The organism is Vulcanithermus mediatlanticus, from assembly GCF_055385885.1.
This window is the reverse complement of record NZ_AP042385.1, coordinates 1,469,949-1,487,526: the sequence shown is the minus strand read 5'-3', so window position 1 is coordinate 1,487,526 and position 17,578 is coordinate 1,469,949. Positions and strand designations below refer to the sequence as shown.

Here is a 17,578-nt window from a genome sequence, read left to right as displayed (position 1 = left end):
GCCCCTTCCTTGCCCGAAAACCGGGCCTTTTCAGTCTGCCATAAAGCGACAAAGGCTCACACCACCTCGATGAGAATGCGGGTCTTCTCCCCGTCCTCATCCACGTCGACCTCGAGCAGCTTGCCCTCGGCCTCGGGCGTGAGCTCGGCCAGGAGCTCATCGAGCGAGACGTCCGCCGCGCCCAGTGCCGAACGCGCCTCTTTCGGCAGGAAGCGGGCGGCAAAGCGAGCCAGGGTCAGGGGGATGTGGACCTTGACCTTGTCGTCAGGTCCCTGAATATCGATGCGCACGAATCGCCCCCGCCGTGGCTTTTGACGCTCGCCCTCGAGGGCGCTCACGAGCTCGAGCGCCTCATCCACGCTGATCTGCCCCGCCGCCAGCATCTCCAAAATGCGCCGCAGTTCATCCATGGCTGACCTCCACGCTCCCCATACCCACCTCGACCTTGAGTTCGGCATCGCCTGCCCCAAAAACCATCGTTTCGCCCAAACCCATCGCCGGCTTGCTGTTTGCTTGCCCGAGGCCGATGCGCCGAATCAGGCGCAGGTTCGCGCCCGGCAAAACCCTCAGTCTGGCGCGGCCCATGCCGATCTCAAGCCGATGGCGGCCACCCCTCACCAGCAAATCGGCTTTGAAATCTCCCTGCCCCAGGTGGAAATCGAGCCCAGAAAGCCGCCCCAGCCGCACGCTGCCCATGCCCAGGCTCCCTTGAAGAGCGACCAGCGCCGGGGCCTCGAGCTGCCCCATCCCCAGATCGAGGGCAACCCCGGCACCGGCGGGAACCCGCACCTCAAGCCGCATCCGGGGCGTCTTGAGGCCCCAAAGGCCACGGCGCGGCTGCTCGGCGATCACCCGGTTTCCATCGAGAAAAACCTGGCCCGGACCGAAGGCCACCGCGTTCAATTCGGCCCCCTCGGTAATCCGGACATCGGCGTGCCGGGCCTTGATCTCGATCCAGGTTTCGACGCTTTCTGGCGCGGCCTCGGCCGCTGGCTGGCCTTTACCCTCGCTGAGGGCCTCGAGCAAAAGCTCGGCTTCTTCCCGGGTGATCTTGCCCTCCTCCAGCAGTTTGAGAATACGGGCCTCCTCCACGGTTCCCCTCCTCACCCGATGCGCGCGGTTCACCTCGGGCCTTCACCATAGATTGTAAATATTGCTTTTCCAATTTGTCAAGTTAAGGCTAACATTCTCACACCGGGTGGCGGCCCCCGAAAAGCGGCACCACCAGGAAGACCAAAACGATCACCACGAAGGCCAGCGTCCAGACCGCGATCTTGATTCCAGGGAGTGTCTTAGCCGGCAGCAGCACCCGCAGGGTGAGCAGCGACCAGGCAAAAAGCGTGGTCACCTCCTTGGGATCCCAGGAAAGCGGCTGTCCCCACAGCCGAAAAGCCCAGGCCATGCCGGTAAAAAGGCCAAAGGTGTAGGCCAGGTAGCCAAAGCGCAGATACGGCCCTTCAAGCCCCATCAACACCAAAAGCGGCGGCCAGCTGAGGGCCCGCCAGGGCCGCCGTTTTAAGGCCAGGTGCTGAACGTAACCGAGCAGTGCCGCGATGTAGGCGATTGTCAAGGCCACGTAGGCCAGCAGGAAGCTCCCGGCGTGCACCGCGAGCAGCCCCGGCGAGAGGCCCTCGGCGAAGCGGTTCAAGTAGTGCAGGCTAAAAAGCGCGGTGAAGGCCGCGGCCGCCTGGGCGGCGCGAACGAGGGGCACGAGTCGCGGTCGCCAGGCATAACGGTGCCCCACGCCGAGCAGCCCCAGGGAAATCAACATGCCGGTCTGGAAGGGGCTGGCCAGGGGCTCACCGGAGCGCAGGATGTGCAGAATCAGGGCAAGGACGAATGCCCCCGCCGCGGGGAGAGGCCAGTAACGGCCAAAGACCAGACCCAAAACGAGAACGAAGACGCCAAGACCTACGAAGAAGACGATCATCGCCGGGGAAGCGCGTACTCGATCTTTTCTCCTACCCTGCCATCCTTGGCCAGCAGGATCAGGGGGTGGCTGGCCTTGGCGAGGATCCGCCGCACCAACCGCTCAACCTCCCCGGCCTCTTCCGGCGATAGCCCTTTCAGCTTGCCCCGGAGTGCCGCCTCGAGTTCGGCCTCGGCCAGCCCGAAGATGCGGGCCTTCAAGCGTCCAATGCGATCGCGGGCCAGGTGCCCGGCGTACCACTCGAGGAAGTCGGCGACACCCTCGGCGACGATGGCCTCGACTTTGGGGAGTTCGCCCCGGCGGGCCTCGAGGTTTTTCGCCACCACCGACTCTAGGGCGTCGAGGTCATAGAGGTAGGCCCCGGCCAGGCGGGCGATCTCGGGGTCGATGTTCCTGGGCACCCCGATATCGATCAGGAAAAGGGGCTTTTCACGCTTAGCGAGCACCTCTTTGACCCGCTGAACGCGGACCACGTGATGGGGCGCCGCCGCGGAGGCGATGACGATGTCGGCGGCCTCGAGCCCTCGAGGCAAATCCTCCATACCGCAGGCCTCGCCGCCAAAACGCTCGGCCAGGGCCTGGGCCCGAGCCCGGGTCCGGTTCAAAACGAAGATCTTGCGGACCCCGAGCTCCTTGAGGTGGGTGAGCACCAGCTCGGCCATCTCGCCGGCCCCGAGCACCAAGACCACCTGATCCGCCAGATCGCCAAAGACCGAACGCGCCAGATCCACGGCCGCATACGCGACGCTCACCGCGCCGGCCCCGATCGCGGTCTCGGAGCGGGCCCGCTTACCGACCCAGAGAGCCCGCTGCACCGCCTGCTCGAGCACGGGCCCGACACTCCGGGCCTCGCGGGCGGCAAAAAGCGCCTGCCGCACCTGGCCGAGGATCTGAGCCTCACCCACCACCAGGCTCTCAAGCCCGGCGGCGACGCGGAAAAGGTGTCTGAGGGCCGCTTCCCCCTCCAGGTGCACGAGATACTCGCGGAAAGCCCCCAGGTGGGCCTCGTAAATTGCAATCGGCGAACGCTTCGGGGCTACCAGGTAGAGTTCGGAACGGTTACAGGTCGAAACCAGGACCGCTTCCTCAGCCTCTTGGCTGAGCGCGGCCAGGAGCTCATTCATCCGCGCCTTGGGGACGGCGACACACTCCCTAACCCCCAGTGGGGCGCTCTTGTGGGATAACCCCACCATGTGCACAGGCAGCCCCATCGTCATCGCCTTTCAGTCTATCACCCGTCCCGCAAGGCGGGCCAGGACAAACATCCACCCTTCAAGGCCCGGTGCCTCCGGATACCTGACCTCGGGAAAACCCGCTTCCCGGGCCACCCGGGCCGTCACCGCACCGACGCAGCCCGCGGGGAGCCGGGGCAGTCCAGCCGCCAGCCAGGCGCGGACCGCCGAAGGTGAGCCGAACGCCACCGCGACTGCGCCCCTTAATGCCGCGCGTTCCCGCGCATCGGGAACGCGCGGCCGGAGGGTGTAGATGTTCACCCGGCGGACCGAAAACCCCCTCCGGCGAAGCCCATCGCTGAGATCGTTCCCGGCCCGGGCCGAAGCCGGCCAGAGCACGCGGCCGGAACCGGGCATCGTCTCGGCCAGATCCTTGGCCGTGGCCCGCTGCGGAAGAAACCGCGCCGAAATCCCCAGGCGTAAGAGCGCCTGCCGCGTGCTCTCCCCGACCGCGGCCACGGGGAGAGGCGGGCGTCCGCGCCTTTCCCACACCCGTCCAAAGTGCTCGGCGGCCTCCGGGCTCGTCACCACCACCCAGTCCCAGGGTTCGGTCAACAACGCCTCGAGCGAGGCGACCCCTTCAGGCAGCGCCTCGTAGGCCACCACCGGGAGCGAACGCGCCTCGACACCGAGCCGCTCGAGGCCAGCCTTGAGCTCGGCGTCCTTCTCCGGAGGCCGGGTCAGCACCACGTGCACACCAGTAGTCTAAAGGCGGTGCGCTCGCTTTACGTCCACGTCCCTTTTTGCCCCACCATCTGCCCCTACTGTGATTTCCACGTGGTCCGGCGGCACGGCGACGTCGTCGATCGTTACCTCGACCGGCTGGCCCAGGAAGCCGAGAGGCTCCACCAGCGATTTCCCGAACCGCTGGAAACCCTCTATTTCGGCGGCGGCACCCCGAGCTTTTTACGCGAGGCGGAGCTGATCCGGCTGTTCACCCTGCCCTGGCAAGTCGCCCCTGGAGGCGAAGTCACGCTCGAGGCCAACCCCGGAACCCTCAACCCCGAGCGGTTGCGGCTCCTCAAAACACTCGGCGTGACGCGGCTTTCGATCGGGGTTCAGAGCTTTGACGACCGGGTCCTGAAAGCCCTGGGGCGGGCCCACCGTGCCCGGGGCGCCTACCGCGCGATCGAGGAAGCGCAGCAGGCCGGTTTTCGGGTCTCCATCGACCTGATCCTCGGTCTTCCCGGCCAGGACGTCCGCCGCGACCTCCTCGAGGCAACGGCGCTCGGCGTCGGTCACGTCTCCGCCTACACCCTGATTGTGGAACCCGGGACCCGCTATGCCCTCGAGGGTCTCCACCCCGATCCGGAAGCGGAGGGACGCGCCCTTGAGCTCGCGGAAGAGATCCTGGGCGAAGCGGGACTCGTGCGCTACGAGGTGTCGAACTTCGCCCGGCCCGGCGAGGCAGCCAGGCACAACCTGGTCTACTGGCGCATGGGCTTTTGGGGCGGGCTGGGACCCGCCGCCACTGGACACCTCCCGCCAACGACCGAAGACCCCGGCCTCTACGCCCAGCGCTGGCGGAATCCGCCCCTCCCCCGCTGGCTGGCCGGTGAAAGCGCAGACCTGGAACCGGTCACCCCAAGCGAGCACGTGCGCGAGGCGATCATGATGGGTCTGCGGACCCGGGAAGGCGTGGACCTTCGGGCGCTTGGGGCGAGAACCGGCCACGCGCTCTGCGAGCAGCTCGCGGGCGCGATCGCGGCCCTCGAGCAACGGGGCCTCGTCATCTATGATCCGCCGAGGCTCCGCCCGACCTCGAGGGGACTGAATCTGGCGCACGCGGTCGTGCTCGAGCTCTGGGAGGCCCTGGAGGATGGTTAAATACCCCGCCGTGGCCTTAAAACGCGGACGACCGCCGACTCGCGCCGGGGCTCGCCCTAACGGGGCATGAGAAGTTGGAGACGCTGGCGCAGCGTGCTTTCGTCGTCGGCCCAAAACACGGCGTAAGGACGATCGAGGACGAAGGGTTTCAGCCAGGGGTGCGCCAGCGCCGTATTCAGGCTCTTGAGGGGCACCACCGCCGCCGGACCGGGGAACTCCGGCTCGACCACCGGCCAGCCGAGGGCGACGCGGAGGTGCGCCTCGGCGTGAGAGAGGCTCCGCAGGGTAAAGAGGCCGCGCGCGGTGGGGTAAGGGGTGAAGTCCAAAAACGCGACCCGGCCTTCATCCATGCGGGCGCGAACCTCGATCACCCCCTCGTGGTCGAGCGCCTGTACCAGGCGCCAAAGCCCCTCGGCGATCTCCAAAAGGAGCGATTCGCCCAGCCCCCAGGGGACGACCCAGCCCTCCCCCACCCGGCCGGCCGGGGGATAGAGCCAAAACCCATCGCCACTTCGAACCGCGATCAGGAGGAGCTCGGTACCACCCGGCAGGGCGCGTTCAAACACCCACTGCCCTTCGGGCACGGCAAACTCCCGGCTCGAAACCCAGAGCGCCCGCGAACCGTCCCTGGCCCGGAGCCAGCCTTCCAGACCGTGCACCATCTGCATGGCCTCGAGCTCGGCCGAACTCGTGACCCGGCCAAACCCGGGGGTAAGAAGCCCCAGCGCTCGGAAGAGTCGCTTTTGCACGAGCAGATCCTCCGCCGCCTCGAGCGCCCGCCGCCCCGGGAACGCTTCCCCGGCATCCTCGAACTCGCTGGCGGCGAAACGGATCAGGCGATCGTAGCCACGAGACGGGCTGTCCGGGGGCACGAGGTCAACCTCGACCCCCAAGGGCCACGCCGCCCAGGCCACGAGCCTGGCCCAGGGCTGGGTAAAGGACACGCCGATCTTCACGGGCCGAGTTTACGCCACACCGCGAAGGTCCGGTGGGCAAACCCCCATCGGCCTTGGCCGAACGCGTGGAGGGAAAGGCCTTCAGGCGGTTGCAAAAGCTCCCAGGGCTCCCAGTACCGGGGGCTTTCGCCCCGTCCCCGACGGATCGCCTCATACCGATCGAAGCCCTCGATAAGCGCCAGCCCTCCGGGAAGGAGCAGCCGGGAAAAACGAGCGAGCAACGGGCGGTGGACAAAATAGCTCATCACCACAGCGGCGAACGGCCCTGGAGGCAAAACCAGGTCCGGGTCCTCGAGGTCCGCACGGATGGGATGCACCGGCAGCCCCCGGCGAGCCACCTCGTCGCGCACCATGGCGAGGGCGACCTCGCTCTGCTCCAAAAGCAGCACCCGGTGACCGAGTGCGGCCAGGAAAAACGCGTTCCGCCCCGCGCCCCCCGCGAGGTCAAGCACCACCCCCTCGGGGAGCAGGCTGCCGTAGGTGCGCACCACGAAGGCGGGATCGCTCGGCGGCGCGCAGGTTTGATAGTGTTCATCCCAGTTCCGGGCCATGGCCAAGCCCAGTTATATCAGACCGCGCGCCGCATCGAGGGAACGGGCCAAAAGCATACGGCCCCTGCCGCGGCGAGTGCCGCGGCAGGGGCCACGAAGGCCCTACTTCACCACCGAAATGAAGACCTCGACCGTCCGCGTCTTCCCCTCACGGACCACTTTCAAGGTCACGGCGTCGCCGGCCTTCTTTTTGAAGAGAACCGCACGCAGGTCGTTGATCGAGGCGATGGGCTCTCCATCGGCCTCGACGATCACATCGCCGCCGACACCGAGATCCACCACGTCACCATTTGGCGCATAGAGGTAGATGTGATCCGTCGCCCCCTGCAGACCCGCCTTCTCGGCCGGGCTTCCCTTTTGCACCTCCTGGATCACCAGGCCCTGGTCCGGCAGCTTAAAGCGCTGGCGGATCTTTTCCGGATAGGCGCTCACCGGCAACACGGTCACGCCAAGACGGGGCCGCGACTTGATGATCTCATCCGCGCTCAGGATCCTGCCCGCTTTCATCTGGGGCAGGTAGTCCTTGGCCAGGTTGATGGGAATGGCAAACCCGATGCCGGCGAACTGCGGCGCTCCCATCTGGCCGCTCGGGGTCAGGATCGCGGCGTTGATGCCGATGACCTCGCCCCTCGAGTTGAGGAGCGGCCCGCCAGAGTTGCCGGGATTGATCGCGGCATCGGTCTGGATCAGGTAAGGCACCAAACTGGTTTCGACGCCGGGGTTCCGGCGGATGGCGGAGACGATCCCCTCGGTCACGGTGAACTCCAGTCCGAAGGGGTTACCGATGGCGATGGCCTTTTGCCCTACCTTTACCTGGTCAGAGTCACCGAGAACGAGGGGCGAGAGCTTGTCTTTGGGGGCCTTGACCTTGAGCAGGGCGATGTCCATGGGGGGAACGGCCCCAACCAGCTTCGCCGAGTAGGCCTTGGGATCCCCCTGGAAGCGAATCTCAATCTGGTCGGCGTCCTTGACCACGTGGTAGTTGGTGAGCACGTAGCCCTCGCGGTCGATGACGAAACCCGAGCCCGTGCCCTGGCGGGGCGGAACCACGTAGGGCTCAAAAAACGGTGCGAAGTCTTCAAAACCCGGCGGCAGCTGAGGGCGGACCACCCGCGCGGCGCTCCTCACCGCGACGTAGACCACCCCCGGGGCATCCCGCTGGACGATTTCTATGGTATTTTTTTCGTTTTCTAAAAGCGCCCGGGAAGCGTCGAAGCCCTGGGCCACGGCAACCGCGCCGACCAGGGCAAGCGCACCGAGGAACAGCCCTAACTTTGACCTCATAATCACCTCCGCACATAAGTTTAGCGTCGCATTCTAAACTCTTGGTGAGGGGCGGTGTGTATGCTGGAATCGTGCGCGTTTTCGTGATTAACCCTGGCTCGACCTCGACCAAACTGGCCCTCGCCGATGTCCGCGAAGGCCGGGTCGAGGTGCTGGAGCGCGTCGAGAAGCCATCGCGCCCAGGCGAAACGCCGCTTGAAGACTTCGAATCGCGCCGGCCCCTGGTGCTGGCCCAGGCCCGGACCTGGGCACCGTTTTCCGCCATCGCCGCCCGGGGCGGGCTGATCGGACCGGTTTCCGCCGGGGTCTACCTCGTGGACGAGGTCCTGGCCAAAACCTCGCTCAAAAGCCCCTACGGCTATCACCCGGCCAACCTCGGTGCGCCGCTGGCCCTCGAGGCCGCCAAGGCGCATCAGGTCCCGGCTTACGTGGTGGACCCCCCGACGGTGTCGGAAATGCTCCCCGAAGCCCGCGTCTCGGGGGTGCCGGGCCTTGAGCGTCAAAGCCGGGTCCACGCGCTCAACCTCCGCTACGTGGCCCGCAAGGTGGCCAAGGAGCTCGGGAAACCGCTGGAATCGAGCGTGCTCATCGGCGCCCACCTCGGCGGGGGCAGCAGCGTGGCGCTCTTTTTGCACGGACGCATGGCCGACGCCACCGATGCCCTGCTCGGTGAAGGTCCTTTTAGCGCCAATCGCGCCGGCACGGTACCGCTCCACGGGGTTCTCTCGCTGGTCCAGGCCCGCGGCATCGAGGCCGCCCGCCATCTCCTCGCCTACCGCTCGGGGTTCTTAGGGCTTTTAGGCACCGACAACCTCAAGACCGTCGAGGAGAACCTCACCGACCCAAAGACCCGGCGCGTGGTGGAGGCCTACGCCCTGCAGATCGCCAAGAACCTCGCCGCTTTCGCGGTGCATGCCCGGCCCGATGCCTTTTTCCTCACCGGCAGCGCCGCGCGCTTTGAGTACGTCGTGACCCGCGTTCGCGAGCGCATCGAATGGATGGCACCGCTGGTGGTCATGCCCGGAGAGTTTGAGGCCGAGGCCCTGGCCTCGGGCGCGGCGCGGGTCCTCACGGGCCTCGAGGAGGTGCGAAGGTATGCATCTGGAGTTTAAGGAAATCGAACCCATTCGCAGCATGAACGCCCTGCTCGACCTGGCACGGTTGATCGCCCAGATCAAGGGGCCAAAAAAGGTGGCGGTTGCCGCCGCCAGCGAGGCCCACGTCATCGAAGCCGTCAACGAAGCCCGGATCGAGGGCCTCATCCAACCCATACTCTTTGGCAACCCCGAGCGCATCCGCAAAATCGCCACCGAACTCGGCATACAAGCGGACAACCTCGAGGTCCATCCGGCACGCGACCCGGTCGAGGCCACGGTCCTGGCCACCAAAGCCGTGGCCTCCGGCGCGGCCGACATCCTCATGAAAGGGCTGGTCCACTCTTCCGACTTTTTGCGGGCAGCGCTCAATAAGGAATGGGGGCTGCGCACGGGGAAGTTGCTTTCGCACGTTCTGGTCTTTGAGAGCAAGGGGTACGACCGGCTCTTTTTGATGTCCGACGGGGCGATGAACATCAACCCCGATCTCAAGGCCAAGATTCAGATCGTCGAAAACGCGGTGACGCTCGCCCACGCCCTCGGCATCCCGAAGCCCAAAGTCGCCCTCCTCGCCGCGGTCGAAGTGGTCAACCCCGAGATGGAGACCGCGGTCGAGGACGCGATCATCGCCAAGATGGCCGACCGGGGTCAGATCAAAGGGGCAACCATCGACGGCCCCCTCGCGCTCGACAACGCGGTGAGCCTCGAGGCGGCGCGCATCAAAGGCATCCAAAGCCCGGTGGCCGGCAAGGCGGACATCCTGATCGTCGACAACATCGACGTGGGCAACGTCTTCTACAAAAGCCTCATCTACTTCGCGCGGGTCCGGGGTGCGGGCATCATCATGGGCGCGAAGGCGCCTTTGGTCCTCACCAGCCGCGCCGACCCCGAGGAGGTCAAGTTCCTCTCCCTCGCTCTCGCGGTCATCCTGGCCGAACGCCTCCCCCACGTCGCTTAAAGCGAGCGATACGGGCGTGCGCTGGTCCGATGACCAGCGCATTTTTACTTGGGCGGGATAAGTCGCAAGCGGTCCAACGGACACACTGTGATGTGGGACACTTGTCCCGGTACAACCTCGAAGGTATAAAAGGTGAATCAACACAGATTTCGGAGGTGTGCACTATGAAACAGGAAAATGAACGTCATGGTATAGACCGCCGGCAGTTCCTCATGCGGACAGGTGCCGCTGCCGCCATGCTCGGGTTTTTTCCCAGCGTCCTCAGGGCCCAAGCCCAGGCTGCTCCAAAAGCCAGCGAGGTGATCATCGGCAAGGATCCAAGGCTCCTGGTCCACAACACCCGCACAGGCGTCCTCGAAACGCCCCTCCCTCTGCTACGGGAACATAAAATCACCCCCAAAGAGCTCTTCTTCGTTCGAAACAACCAGGTTCTAGCTGGAGGGAAGACGCTCGAGGCGCTTCCCCTTGCCGGTTGGATCATCGAGATTGTCGGGCTCGTACGCCGACCCGCACGCTTTGAGGCTACGGAGCTCAGGAAACTTCCCCAGCAGGAAGTCACCATGGTCTTGCAGTGCTCCGGGAACGGGCGGAGCTTTTACGCCAAATACGCCAAGAAAACCTCGGGAACCCAGTGGAAACACGGGGGCATGGGGCAAACCGTCTGGAAAGGCCCCAAACTCAAGGATGTCCTCGAGTATTTCAAGGTCGAGGTGTACGAACAAGGCGCGAAGTACCTTACCGCAAACGGTCGTGACTTGCCGTCAGGCACCAAACCCGACTTCGAGCACAGCCTCCCCTGGACAGACCCCTACGTCCGAGACAACGCGATCTTGGCCATCGAGATGAACGGTGAGCCCATCCCAGCGGTCCACGGCGGCCCCGTCCGTCTGGTCGTGCCCGGATATTACGGCACGATGAATGTGAAGTGGATCGGCACGCTGCGCTTTGAGGCCCACGAAACCTATAACTACAACCACACGGTTCGCTATCGCGTGCCGCTCTATCCGGTCGAGCCAGGAAAATTCTCCAAATCGGATTACAACTTCGTGAACTCCCGGCCGAGCTGGCACCAGAAGATCAAAAGCGTTATCTTCTCTCCTCTAGACGGTGAAACCGTCAAGGCCGGGACCGTTAAGGTCAGCGGCGTCGCCTGGAACGACGGGGTCGTCCCCATTGACCAAGTCGAAGTCTCCATTGACCGGGGAAAGACGTGGCAAACGGCCAAGCCCCAGGCGCCAGACTCGCCATTCGGATGGACTCACTGGGAAACTTACGTCGCCCTCAGTGCAGGCGAACGGGAGATCTGGGTCCGCGCAATCGACAAACTGGGGCGCACCCAACCCCTCAACGGTGGAATCGACTGGAACCCCTCGGGTTATGAGTGGAACGGTGCCGACCGCATCACGGTCAAGGTTTCCTAAGCACGCCAGGTCCCGGGCAAGGCCCGGGACCTCCCTCCTCCGCCACAGCTGTGATGGGAGTGTCCCGTGAAACGCACTTTCTTGATGACTTTTTTGTTGTTAACCCTCGGCATTGGGTACGCCCAGCTGACAACCTTACCCGACGGCCCCGGGAAAGATCTGGTGTATGCCCGCTGTCAGGCCTGTCATGACCTCGGCTACGTGCTCGATTCTGCGGGCATCGATCGAAGTGCTTGGATCGATACCATTCGGTCGATGGAAGAGGCCGGCATGGAGATCACCCCAGAGGAGTTCGACATTCTCCTTAACTACTTCGTGACCTACATGGGCCCGAATCCGCCACCGCCGCCGGATCAAGAGCAACGGGCACAAACCCCAACGGCACCCACCAATCAGCTTGATGGCAGCAAGGTTTACGCGCAAAACTGCGCCGCCTGTCACCAGGCAGCCGGACAAGGCGTCCCCGGGGCTTTTCCCCCGCTGGCCAAGAACCCGAAGCTGCTCGCCGACCCAGATTACGCGACGCTCGTCGTCCTCTTCGGCCTGCAAGGCCCCATTCAGGTCGGCGGCCAGACCTACAACGGCGCCATGCCGCCCTTTGGCCACCTCTCCGACGCCCAGATCGCGGCGGTGATCAATTTCGTGCGCAGCAGCTGGGGCAACGACGCGCTGGCGCAAAAAGGGGCCAAGCCTCTTGCGCCCGAGGACGTCGCCCGGCTCCGGGAAAAGGGGCTCAGCCCCCAGCAGGTCTTGGAATACCGCAAACGCATGGAATGACCCCGACCTCACGCGGCCGATCGCCTCTCATCGAACCGGGCTTCGCGCCCGGTTTAACATGGTGGTATGGGAAAGTGGATTGACCTCAATGCCGATGCCGGGGAATCCTTCGGTCGCTGGAAGCTGGGGCAGGATGAACAGCTGTTTCCGCTCCTGACCTCGGTCAACCTGGCCACCGGTTTCCACGCCGGTGACCCCCTGACCATCCAGCAAGCGGTGAGGCTCGCCAAGTCGCACGGCGTGGCCGTCGGCGCCCATCCGGGCTTCCCGGACCTGGTGGGCTTCGGGCGCAGGGACATGGCCATTACCCCTGATCAGGCCTACGCCGACGTGCTCTACCAGATCGGGGCCCTCAGCGCCTTCCTCCGCCTTTCAGGTCTCCCCCTCCACCACGTCAAACCCCACGGGGCGCTGTACCTACGGATGCTCAAAGACAAACCGCTGGCCAAGGCCGTGGCCCAGGCCATCAAGGACTACGACCCCGAAGTCCCGCTCGTGCTCCTGGGCGGCACCCTGATGGAAGAAGCCGCGCGAGAAGTGGGAGTCCGCTACGTGAGGGAAGCCTTCCCCGACCGCGCCTACCTCTCGGATGGCCGCCTCGCGCCTCGCAGCATGGCCGGCGCCCTGATCCGCGACCCCAAAGCAGCGGCCGAGCGGGCGGTGGCCATGGTCTTGGACCAGGAAATCGATGCCCTCGATGGCGGGAAGGTGCGCATCGAGGCCGAGACGCTCTGCATTCACGGCGACAACCCCGAATCGGTCGAGATCGCCCGCGCGGTCCGCGAAGCCCTCACCGACGCCGGTGTGGAGCTGAAGACCTACTGAGCGAGCGCCGGCGAATCCGTAGCGTCCCGCGTTTTCCCTGAGCGCCCGACTGCTCATCCCAAACTGGCCCCGCCCGCCAGAGCATACAGCTTGGCGTAGTATCCCCCCTGGCGGAGCAGGTGGTCGTGATCGCCCTCTTCGATCAGCTCGCCGCGGCGGAAGACCAGGATCCGGTCGACGTCTTTCACCGTCGAGAGGCGGTGCGCAATAAGGATGACCGTTCGCCCCTCGCTGACCCGCTCGAGGGCGGCCTGCATTTTAGCCTCGGTTTCGCTGTCAACGTTGGCCGTGGCCTCGTCGAGGATCAGCAGAATATCGGGGTTGTGGAGCATGGCCCGGGCCAGGGCCAGAAGCTGCCGCTCGCCGGTTGAGAGCCCGGCGCCGCGCTCACCGAGCCGGGTGTGGTAGCCCTGGGGCCTTTTCATGATCATCTCATCGACCCCGACCATGCGGCAGACCTCGCGAATCCGCTCGAGCGAGATCCCCTCGTCGCCCAGGCGCAGGTTGTCCAAAATGGACGCCGCGAAGAGGAAGGGTTCCTGCATGACGATCCCCACCGCCCGGCGCAGGTCGGCCTGGCGGTAGTCACGCACGTCCACCCAATCGACCAAAACCCGGCCCCGCTGGACGTCGTAAAAACGAGAGATCAAACTGATGACGCTGGTCTTCCCGGCCCCGGTCGCCCCCACCAACGCCACCTTTTCCCCGGGGCGAACGACGAAGCTCACGCCCTTGAGGACCCACTCTTCGTTCTGGTAGGCAAACCACACGTCCTCGAACCGGATTTCCCCGCGGAGCCGGCTGACGGGTTTGGCCCCCGGGCGGTCGGTCACATACTCGGGCTCGTCGAGGAGGCCGAAGATCCGCTCGGCCGCGGCCATGGCCGACTGGAAGATGTTGAACTTATCGGAGAGGTCCCTGAGCGGTTCGAAGAAGTTGCGGGTGTAATCGATGAAGGCCACGAGCAACCCCAGCGTCACCGCGCCCCTGAGCACCTCTCCCCCGCCCTGGTAGAGCACGCTGGCCACCGCCAGCTCGCCCAAAAACCCCACCACCGGGAAAAAGGGTGCGAACCAGCGAATCACCTCGATGTAAGCCGCAAGGAGCTCGCGGTTTTTCTCCTGAAATTTTTCCTCCTGACGCCGCTCGCGAACGAAGAGCTGGATGGTGAGCACGCCCGCCAGGTTCTCGGCCAAGAAGGCGTTCATCCGGGAGAGCCGGGCCCGCATCTCGCGATAGGCTGCCCGCATGCGGATTCGCAACCAGGTGGTGACCAAAAGGAGCAAGGGCATGACCGCGAAGGCAACCAGCGCTAGCTTCCAGTCGAGCACCAACATGAAAGCCATGATTCCGACCAGCATGAAGAGGTCGGCGGCAAACCCCACCAGCCCCCCGGTGATGAACTGCTGGATGGCGTCGACGTCCGAGGTCAGGCGGGTGAGCAGCCGGCCGGCCGGCGTGCGGTCGAAAAATCCCACGTGAAGACGGAGGAGCTTGTCGAAGATGGCAGCCCGCAAGTCATAGAGCACGTGCTGGCCGATCCAGGCCAAGGTGTAGGTCTGGGCATAGCGGGTAACGAAGTCCAAAACCCTGAGCCCGACGAAAACCATCGCCGCAACCGCCAGGGTCTGGTAGCGCTCCGCCAGGGGGAGTGGCGTTTTCGGGGCCAGAGCCCCGTCGATCGCGAATTTAAAGACCAGGGGCAGGGCGTTCGCGGCGAGGGTCGTGATCAGGATGAAAAACAGGGCCAGGCCCACCTGTTTCCAGTAGGGCTTGACGAATGCCAGCACCCGCCTGGCGAGCTGGGGGTCGAACTGGGTCGCGCGCGGTTCCTGGTTCACAGCGCTTCCTCCAGACGCTGCAAGCGCTCAAGCTCGGCATAATGGCCACCGAGCCGCAACAACGACTCGTGGGTCCCTTCCTCCACAATCCGGCCGCCCTCGAGGACCACGATCCAATCGGCGTGCCGGAGCGCGCTCACCCGGTGGCTGATGATGAGGGTCGTCTGCTGCCCGAGCACCCCTTTCAGACCCTGGAGAATCTTGGCCTCGGTCTCGGTATCCACCGCCGAGAGCGCGTCGTCGAGGATTAAGATTTCCGGCTTCTTTGCCAGCGCCCTGGCCAGGGCCACCCGCTGGCGCTGCCCGCCGGAGAGGGTCACCCCCCGCTCACCGAGCTTGGTGTCGTACCCTTTGGGGAACCGGAGAATCTCCTCGTGGACACCGGCCAGCTTGGCCGCCCATTCCACCCGGTCAGGATCCGGACGCTCAAGGCCGAAGGCGATGTTGTCGAACACCGACTCCGAGAACAAAAACGGCTCTTGCGGCGCCATGCCCACGTTCCGGCGCAGGGTTTCGATGGGGATCTTTCGCACCGGATGACCGCCGACGTAGACCGTTCCCTCGCTGGCGTCGATGATCCGCGGAATGAGCCGGGCCAGCATGGTTTTGCCGCTTCCAGTCCGACCCGTCACCCCGAGCGTCATGCCTGGCTTCAAGCGGAGCATGATCTCGGCCAGGACCCGCCGTTCGTCGAGACGGAGGCCCACCCGTTCGAAGACGACCTCACCGGAAAGGACACGAATGCCGGGATCGGTCTCCGGACCGTCGCGCACCCGGGGAACTTCGTCGAAGAGTTCGAGCAAGCGGCGCCAGCTGGTCTGGCCGCGCTGGAAAATGCCCAGGACCCAGCCCAGACCCAAGACCGGCCAGGTGAGGAGGGTCAAATAGGCGTTGAACTGGACGAACTCGCCGAGCGTCATCCGGCCGGCGACCACCTCGCCCCCGCCCTTGAGCAAAACGATCAGCACCGCGATGCCAAGGAGCAAGCTCATGGCGGCTTGCAGCGGCCCTTCGACCCGGGCCAGGGCCAGGCTCTTTTCGATGTAGGCCCGGTTCAATGCCACAAAGGCTTCCCGTTCCTTGGCCTCGAGGGCAAACCCCTTGATGACCCGGATGCCGGCGATGTCCTCCTCGGCCTTGGCCGCGATGCGGTCGTAGACTTCCTGGGCCTCGCGCCAGCGCCGGTCGGCGAGGTGCATCAAATAGCGCGCGACCAGCACCGTCGGCACGGCCACGGCCAAAACCCCCGCCGCCAGACCCGGGTTCACCAAGAACATCGCCGCGAAGGCAAACACGATAAAGAGGGTGACGCGGAACCCCATGTTGATCCCCGGCCCCAGCATGTCGCGCACCGCCTGGAGGTCGGTATTGAGCCGGTTCATGAGGTCGCCCACCGGTTTCTCGGCGTAGTAGTAAAAGTCGAGCCGCACGAGGTGGCGAAAGAGGGATTCCCGGATATCGGCCTCGACCTCGCGACTCGCCCCGATCGCCACCCACCGCTGCAACCAGGAAAAGAGTCCGGCCAGGAGGCCGGCGGCAACGATGCCCAGGATGAAGGGGAGGTAGGCCTCCCCCGCCTGAATCCGGTCGATCGTCCGGCGAAGGAAGTAGGGCGCGAGCACCGAGAACACGAGCGACAGCGTCCCCGAAGCGATGCCCACGACGTACTTCCAGAGGTAGGGGCGGACGAAGGCCAAAAGCCGGTGCAGGGGTGGAACTGACCGGTCAGTTCTCACAGTCAAGAATTGTACCCCTCAAGCGCCGCAAGCGTTTCCTCCGGCGAACCGTCAAGCCGATGCACGATCATGGGCTTTGGAAGCTTCCCGGCGATCCACCCCGCGACGCGGGCCATGGCCTCGCACTCGGGCTCCACCAAAGACACCACGACCTTCACCGAGGCCCGCCGGGCCAGGTAGTGCGCCGACCCCGCCCACTCCAGATCGCTCGGCAACACCAGCCTGAGCCCCAGGCGCTCACCTTCGCGCCGAAGCTCTTCCGGCGCCCGATCGGCGAGCGCCACTCCGTAGGGGGCCAGGGCCTCGAGCAGTCCCTGATAGAGCCTGGGTTCTTCGATCAGGTAAGGCTCGCCAACGAGGCCAACGCTCACCACGCCCGCATCGGATCCAGGCAAACGGTAAGGGCCGCAGGGCTTGATCTGGGCCCGGCTCCGCTCGAGGGCGAGCCGGACCGCCTGGGGATTCCGCACCAGTTCCGAGCCGAGCCGGGCCGCAAGACCGAGCACGTGGGAATCGAGCGCCGCAGGGACCACGAAGAGCTTTGGCGAAGCGGGGCGCAGGGACTCGACGGTCGACTCGAGATCGCGGACCCAGGGGCATTGACCGCCGCCCCGCTCTCCCTCGACGCCGAGCTGGGCGTCGGGAAGAAGGATCACATCGGCGCCACGGGCTTTCAGCTCATCGATTCGCCCCAAAACGGCCCGGAGCGGCAGGCTCGCCCACTCGGGCGCCGGCGCTTTGAGGGCAACCTCGAAGGGCGCCTCCGGCAGGATCAGCGTCACCCCCAGGGCCCGCAAGTAGGCTTCCCAAAAGGACCGGTAGCGCCGCGAGAGCCAGGTATCGAGCAGGCCGACCTTCACAGTTCCTCCCGCCTCACCAGGTACGCCTCCTCGCTCTCGGGATCGAAGTCGACCACCAGCCCCCGGGCCTCGGGCGGCAAACCGTAGAACACCGCCTCGGGCTCGGGGTGATACCCCACTTCCGCATCCCACATCCGTGCCAGAACCTGGGCCTTGGCCTCGGTGGTGAAGGCGAAGAGGTACCGGCCGTCCTCGAGGTCCGCCAGCGCATACTCGGGCCCGTCCTCGCGTTCGCGGAAGAGAAAGTACACCCCTTCCTGTTTCAGGCGCGTGAGCATGTCCACGC

General features: G+C 65.3%; 18 protein-coding genes. 6 read left to right on the top strand and 12 right to left on the bottom strand.

What is annotated here, in order from left to right:
- Positions 1–56: 56 nt before the first annotated feature.
- The 5 genes from ACZ5BT_RS08615 to ACZ5BT_RS08595 form a co-directional block, all read right to left on the bottom strand.
- Complete coding sequence (locus tag ACZ5BT_RS08615; RefSeq protein WP_464884186.1) at positions 57–410, bottom strand: SHOCT-like domain-containing protein; 354 nt, start codon at positions 408–410, stop codon at positions 57–59.
- Entirely contained in the window at positions 403–1,092 is a 690-nt protein-coding gene (locus ACZ5BT_RS08610; RefSeq protein ID WP_464884185.1) for an SHOCT-like domain-containing protein, read from the bottom strand. The genes ACZ5BT_RS08615 and ACZ5BT_RS08610 overlap by 8 nt, the downstream gene beginning before the upstream one ends.
- A gap of 97 nt (positions 1,093–1,189) precedes the next feature.
- A complete protein-coding gene (gene ccsA / locus ACZ5BT_RS08605) occupies positions 1,190–1,930 on the bottom strand; it encodes a cytochrome c biogenesis protein CcsA (RefSeq protein ID WP_464884184.1) in 741 nt (246 codons plus the stop codon).
- Positions 1,927–3,123, bottom strand: a complete 1,197-nt coding sequence (hemA, locus tag ACZ5BT_RS08600; protein ID WP_464885807.1) for a glutamyl-tRNA reductase — start codon at positions 3,121–3,123, stop codon at positions 1,927–1,929. Before hemA ends, ccsA begins: the two co-directional genes overlap by 4 nt.
- Positions 3,124–3,153: 30 nt before the next feature.
- The gene (locus ACZ5BT_RS08595) at positions 3,154–3,858 is read right to left on the bottom strand and encodes a uroporphyrinogen-III synthase (protein ID WP_464884183.1); all 705 of its coding nucleotides are present in this window, start codon (positions 3,856–3,858) and stop codon (positions 3,154–3,156) included.
- A gap of 18 nt (positions 3,859–3,876) precedes the next feature.
- Between ACZ5BT_RS08595 and hemW the strand changes: the two genes are divergently transcribed.
- A complete protein-coding gene (hemW, locus tag ACZ5BT_RS08590) occupies positions 3,877–4,989 on the top strand; it encodes a radical SAM family heme chaperone HemW (protein WP_464884182.1) in 1,113 nt (370 codons plus the stop codon).
- A gap of 56 nt (positions 4,990–5,045) precedes the next feature.
- On the opposite strand, the gene ACZ5BT_RS08585 is transcribed toward hemW, so the two are convergent.
- The 3 genes from ACZ5BT_RS08585 to ACZ5BT_RS08575 all read right to left on the bottom strand — a co-directional run bounded on the left by ACZ5BT_RS08585 (position 5,046) and on the right by ACZ5BT_RS08575 (position 7,780).
- Complete coding sequence (locus ACZ5BT_RS08585) at positions 5,046–5,945, bottom strand: 5-(carboxyamino)imidazole ribonucleotide synthase (RefSeq protein ID WP_464884181.1); 900 nt, start codon at positions 5,943–5,945, stop codon at positions 5,046–5,048.
- A complete protein-coding gene (locus ACZ5BT_RS08580) occupies positions 5,942–6,496 on the bottom strand; it encodes a class I SAM-dependent methyltransferase (protein WP_464884180.1) in 555 nt (184 codons plus the stop codon). Before ACZ5BT_RS08580 ends, ACZ5BT_RS08585 begins: the two co-directional genes overlap by 4 nt.
- Positions 6,497–6,598: 102 nt before the next feature.
- The gene (locus tag ACZ5BT_RS08575) at positions 6,599–7,780 is read right to left on the bottom strand and encodes a S1C family serine protease (protein WP_464884179.1); all 1,182 of its coding nucleotides are present in this window, start codon (positions 7,778–7,780) and stop codon (positions 6,599–6,601) included.
- 71 nt (positions 7,781–7,851) lie between these two features.
- On the opposite strand from ACZ5BT_RS08575, the gene ACZ5BT_RS08570 reads away from it, so the two are divergent.
- From ACZ5BT_RS08570 to ACZ5BT_RS08550, 5 genes are all read left to right on the top strand, one after another.
- Positions 7,852–8,892, top strand: coding sequence for a butyrate kinase (locus ACZ5BT_RS08570; RefSeq protein WP_464884178.1), 1,041 nt, complete (start codon positions 7,852–7,854; stop codon positions 8,890–8,892).
- Entirely contained in the window at positions 8,876–9,832 is a 957-nt protein-coding gene (locus ACZ5BT_RS08565; RefSeq protein ID WP_464884177.1) for a bifunctional enoyl-CoA hydratase/phosphate acetyltransferase, read from the top strand. Before ACZ5BT_RS08570 ends, ACZ5BT_RS08565 begins: the two co-directional genes overlap by 17 nt.
- A gap of 164 nt (positions 9,833–9,996) precedes the next feature.
- Positions 9,997–11,253, top strand: coding sequence for a sulfite oxidase (locus ACZ5BT_RS08560; protein WP_464884176.1), 1,257 nt, complete (start codon positions 9,997–9,999; stop codon positions 11,251–11,253).
- A 66-nt stretch (positions 11,254–11,319) separates the two neighbouring features.
- Positions 11,320–12,030: a c-type cytochrome gene (locus tag ACZ5BT_RS08555; protein ID WP_464884175.1), complete on the top strand. Its 711-nt coding sequence runs from the start codon at positions 11,320–11,322 to the stop codon at positions 12,028–12,030.
- Between the two features lie 66 nt (positions 12,031–12,096).
- Entirely contained in the window at positions 12,097–12,855 is a 759-nt protein-coding gene (locus ACZ5BT_RS08550; RefSeq protein ID WP_464884174.1) for a LamB/YcsF family protein, read from the top strand.
- Between the two features lie 53 nt (positions 12,856–12,908).
- Here ACZ5BT_RS08550 and ACZ5BT_RS08545 read toward each other — a convergent pair whose 3' ends face one another.
- From ACZ5BT_RS08545 to ACZ5BT_RS08530, 4 genes are read right to left on the bottom strand one after another with little or no spacing between them, the layout of a single operon-like run.
- Positions 12,909–14,696, bottom strand: coding sequence for an ABC transporter ATP-binding protein (locus tag ACZ5BT_RS08545; protein ID WP_464884173.1), 1,788 nt, complete (start codon positions 14,694–14,696; stop codon positions 12,909–12,911).
- On the bottom strand, positions 14,693–16,432 hold the full coding sequence (locus ACZ5BT_RS08540; protein ID WP_464884172.1) for an ABC transporter ATP-binding protein: 1,740 nt from the start codon (positions 16,430–16,432) through the stop codon (positions 14,693–14,695). The genes ACZ5BT_RS08545 and ACZ5BT_RS08540 overlap by 4 nt, the downstream gene beginning before the upstream one ends.
- Before the next feature lie 2 nt (positions 16,433–16,434).
- Positions 16,435–17,292, bottom strand: coding sequence for a hypothetical protein (locus tag ACZ5BT_RS08535; protein WP_464884171.1), 858 nt, complete (start codon positions 17,290–17,292; stop codon positions 16,435–16,437).
- On the bottom strand, positions 17,289–17,576 hold the full coding sequence (locus ACZ5BT_RS08530) for a hypothetical protein (protein WP_464884170.1): 288 nt from the start codon (positions 17,574–17,576) through the stop codon (positions 17,289–17,291). The genes ACZ5BT_RS08535 and ACZ5BT_RS08530 overlap by 4 nt, the downstream gene beginning before the upstream one ends.
- Positions 17,577–17,578 lie beyond the last annotated feature (2 nt).

Bases quoted from the DNA above. Each gene is read 5' to 3' on its own strand.
- ACZ5BT_RS08615 (WP_464884186.1), bottom strand. From the start codon at position 410: ATGGATGAACTGCGGCGCATTTTGGAGATGCTGGCGGCGGGGCAGATC.
- ccsA (WP_464884184.1), bottom strand. From the start codon at position 1,930: ATGATCGTCTTCTTCGTAGGTCTTGGCGTCTTCGTTCTCGTTTTGGGT.
- hemA (WP_464885807.1), bottom strand. From the start codon at position 3,123: ATGGTGGGGTTATCCCACAAGAGCGCCCCACTGGGGGTTAGGGAGTGT.
- ACZ5BT_RS08580 (WP_464884180.1), bottom strand. From the start codon at position 6,496: ATGGCCCGGAACTGGGATGAACACTATCAAACCTGCGCGCCGCCGAGC.
- ACZ5BT_RS08575 (WP_464884179.1), bottom strand. From the start codon at position 7,780: ATGAGGTCAAAGTTAGGGCTGTTCCTCGGTGCGCTTGCCCTGGTCGGC.
- ACZ5BT_RS08565 (WP_464884177.1), top strand. From the start codon at position 8,876: ATGCATCTGGAGTTTAAGGAAATCGAACCCATTCGCAGCATGAACGCC.
- ACZ5BT_RS08560 (WP_464884176.1), top strand. From the start codon at position 9,997: ATGAAACAGGAAAATGAACGTCATGGTATAGACCGCCGGCAGTTCCTC.
- ACZ5BT_RS08550 (WP_464884174.1), top strand. From the start codon at position 12,097: ATGGGAAAGTGGATTGACCTCAATGCCGATGCCGGGGAATCCTTCGGT.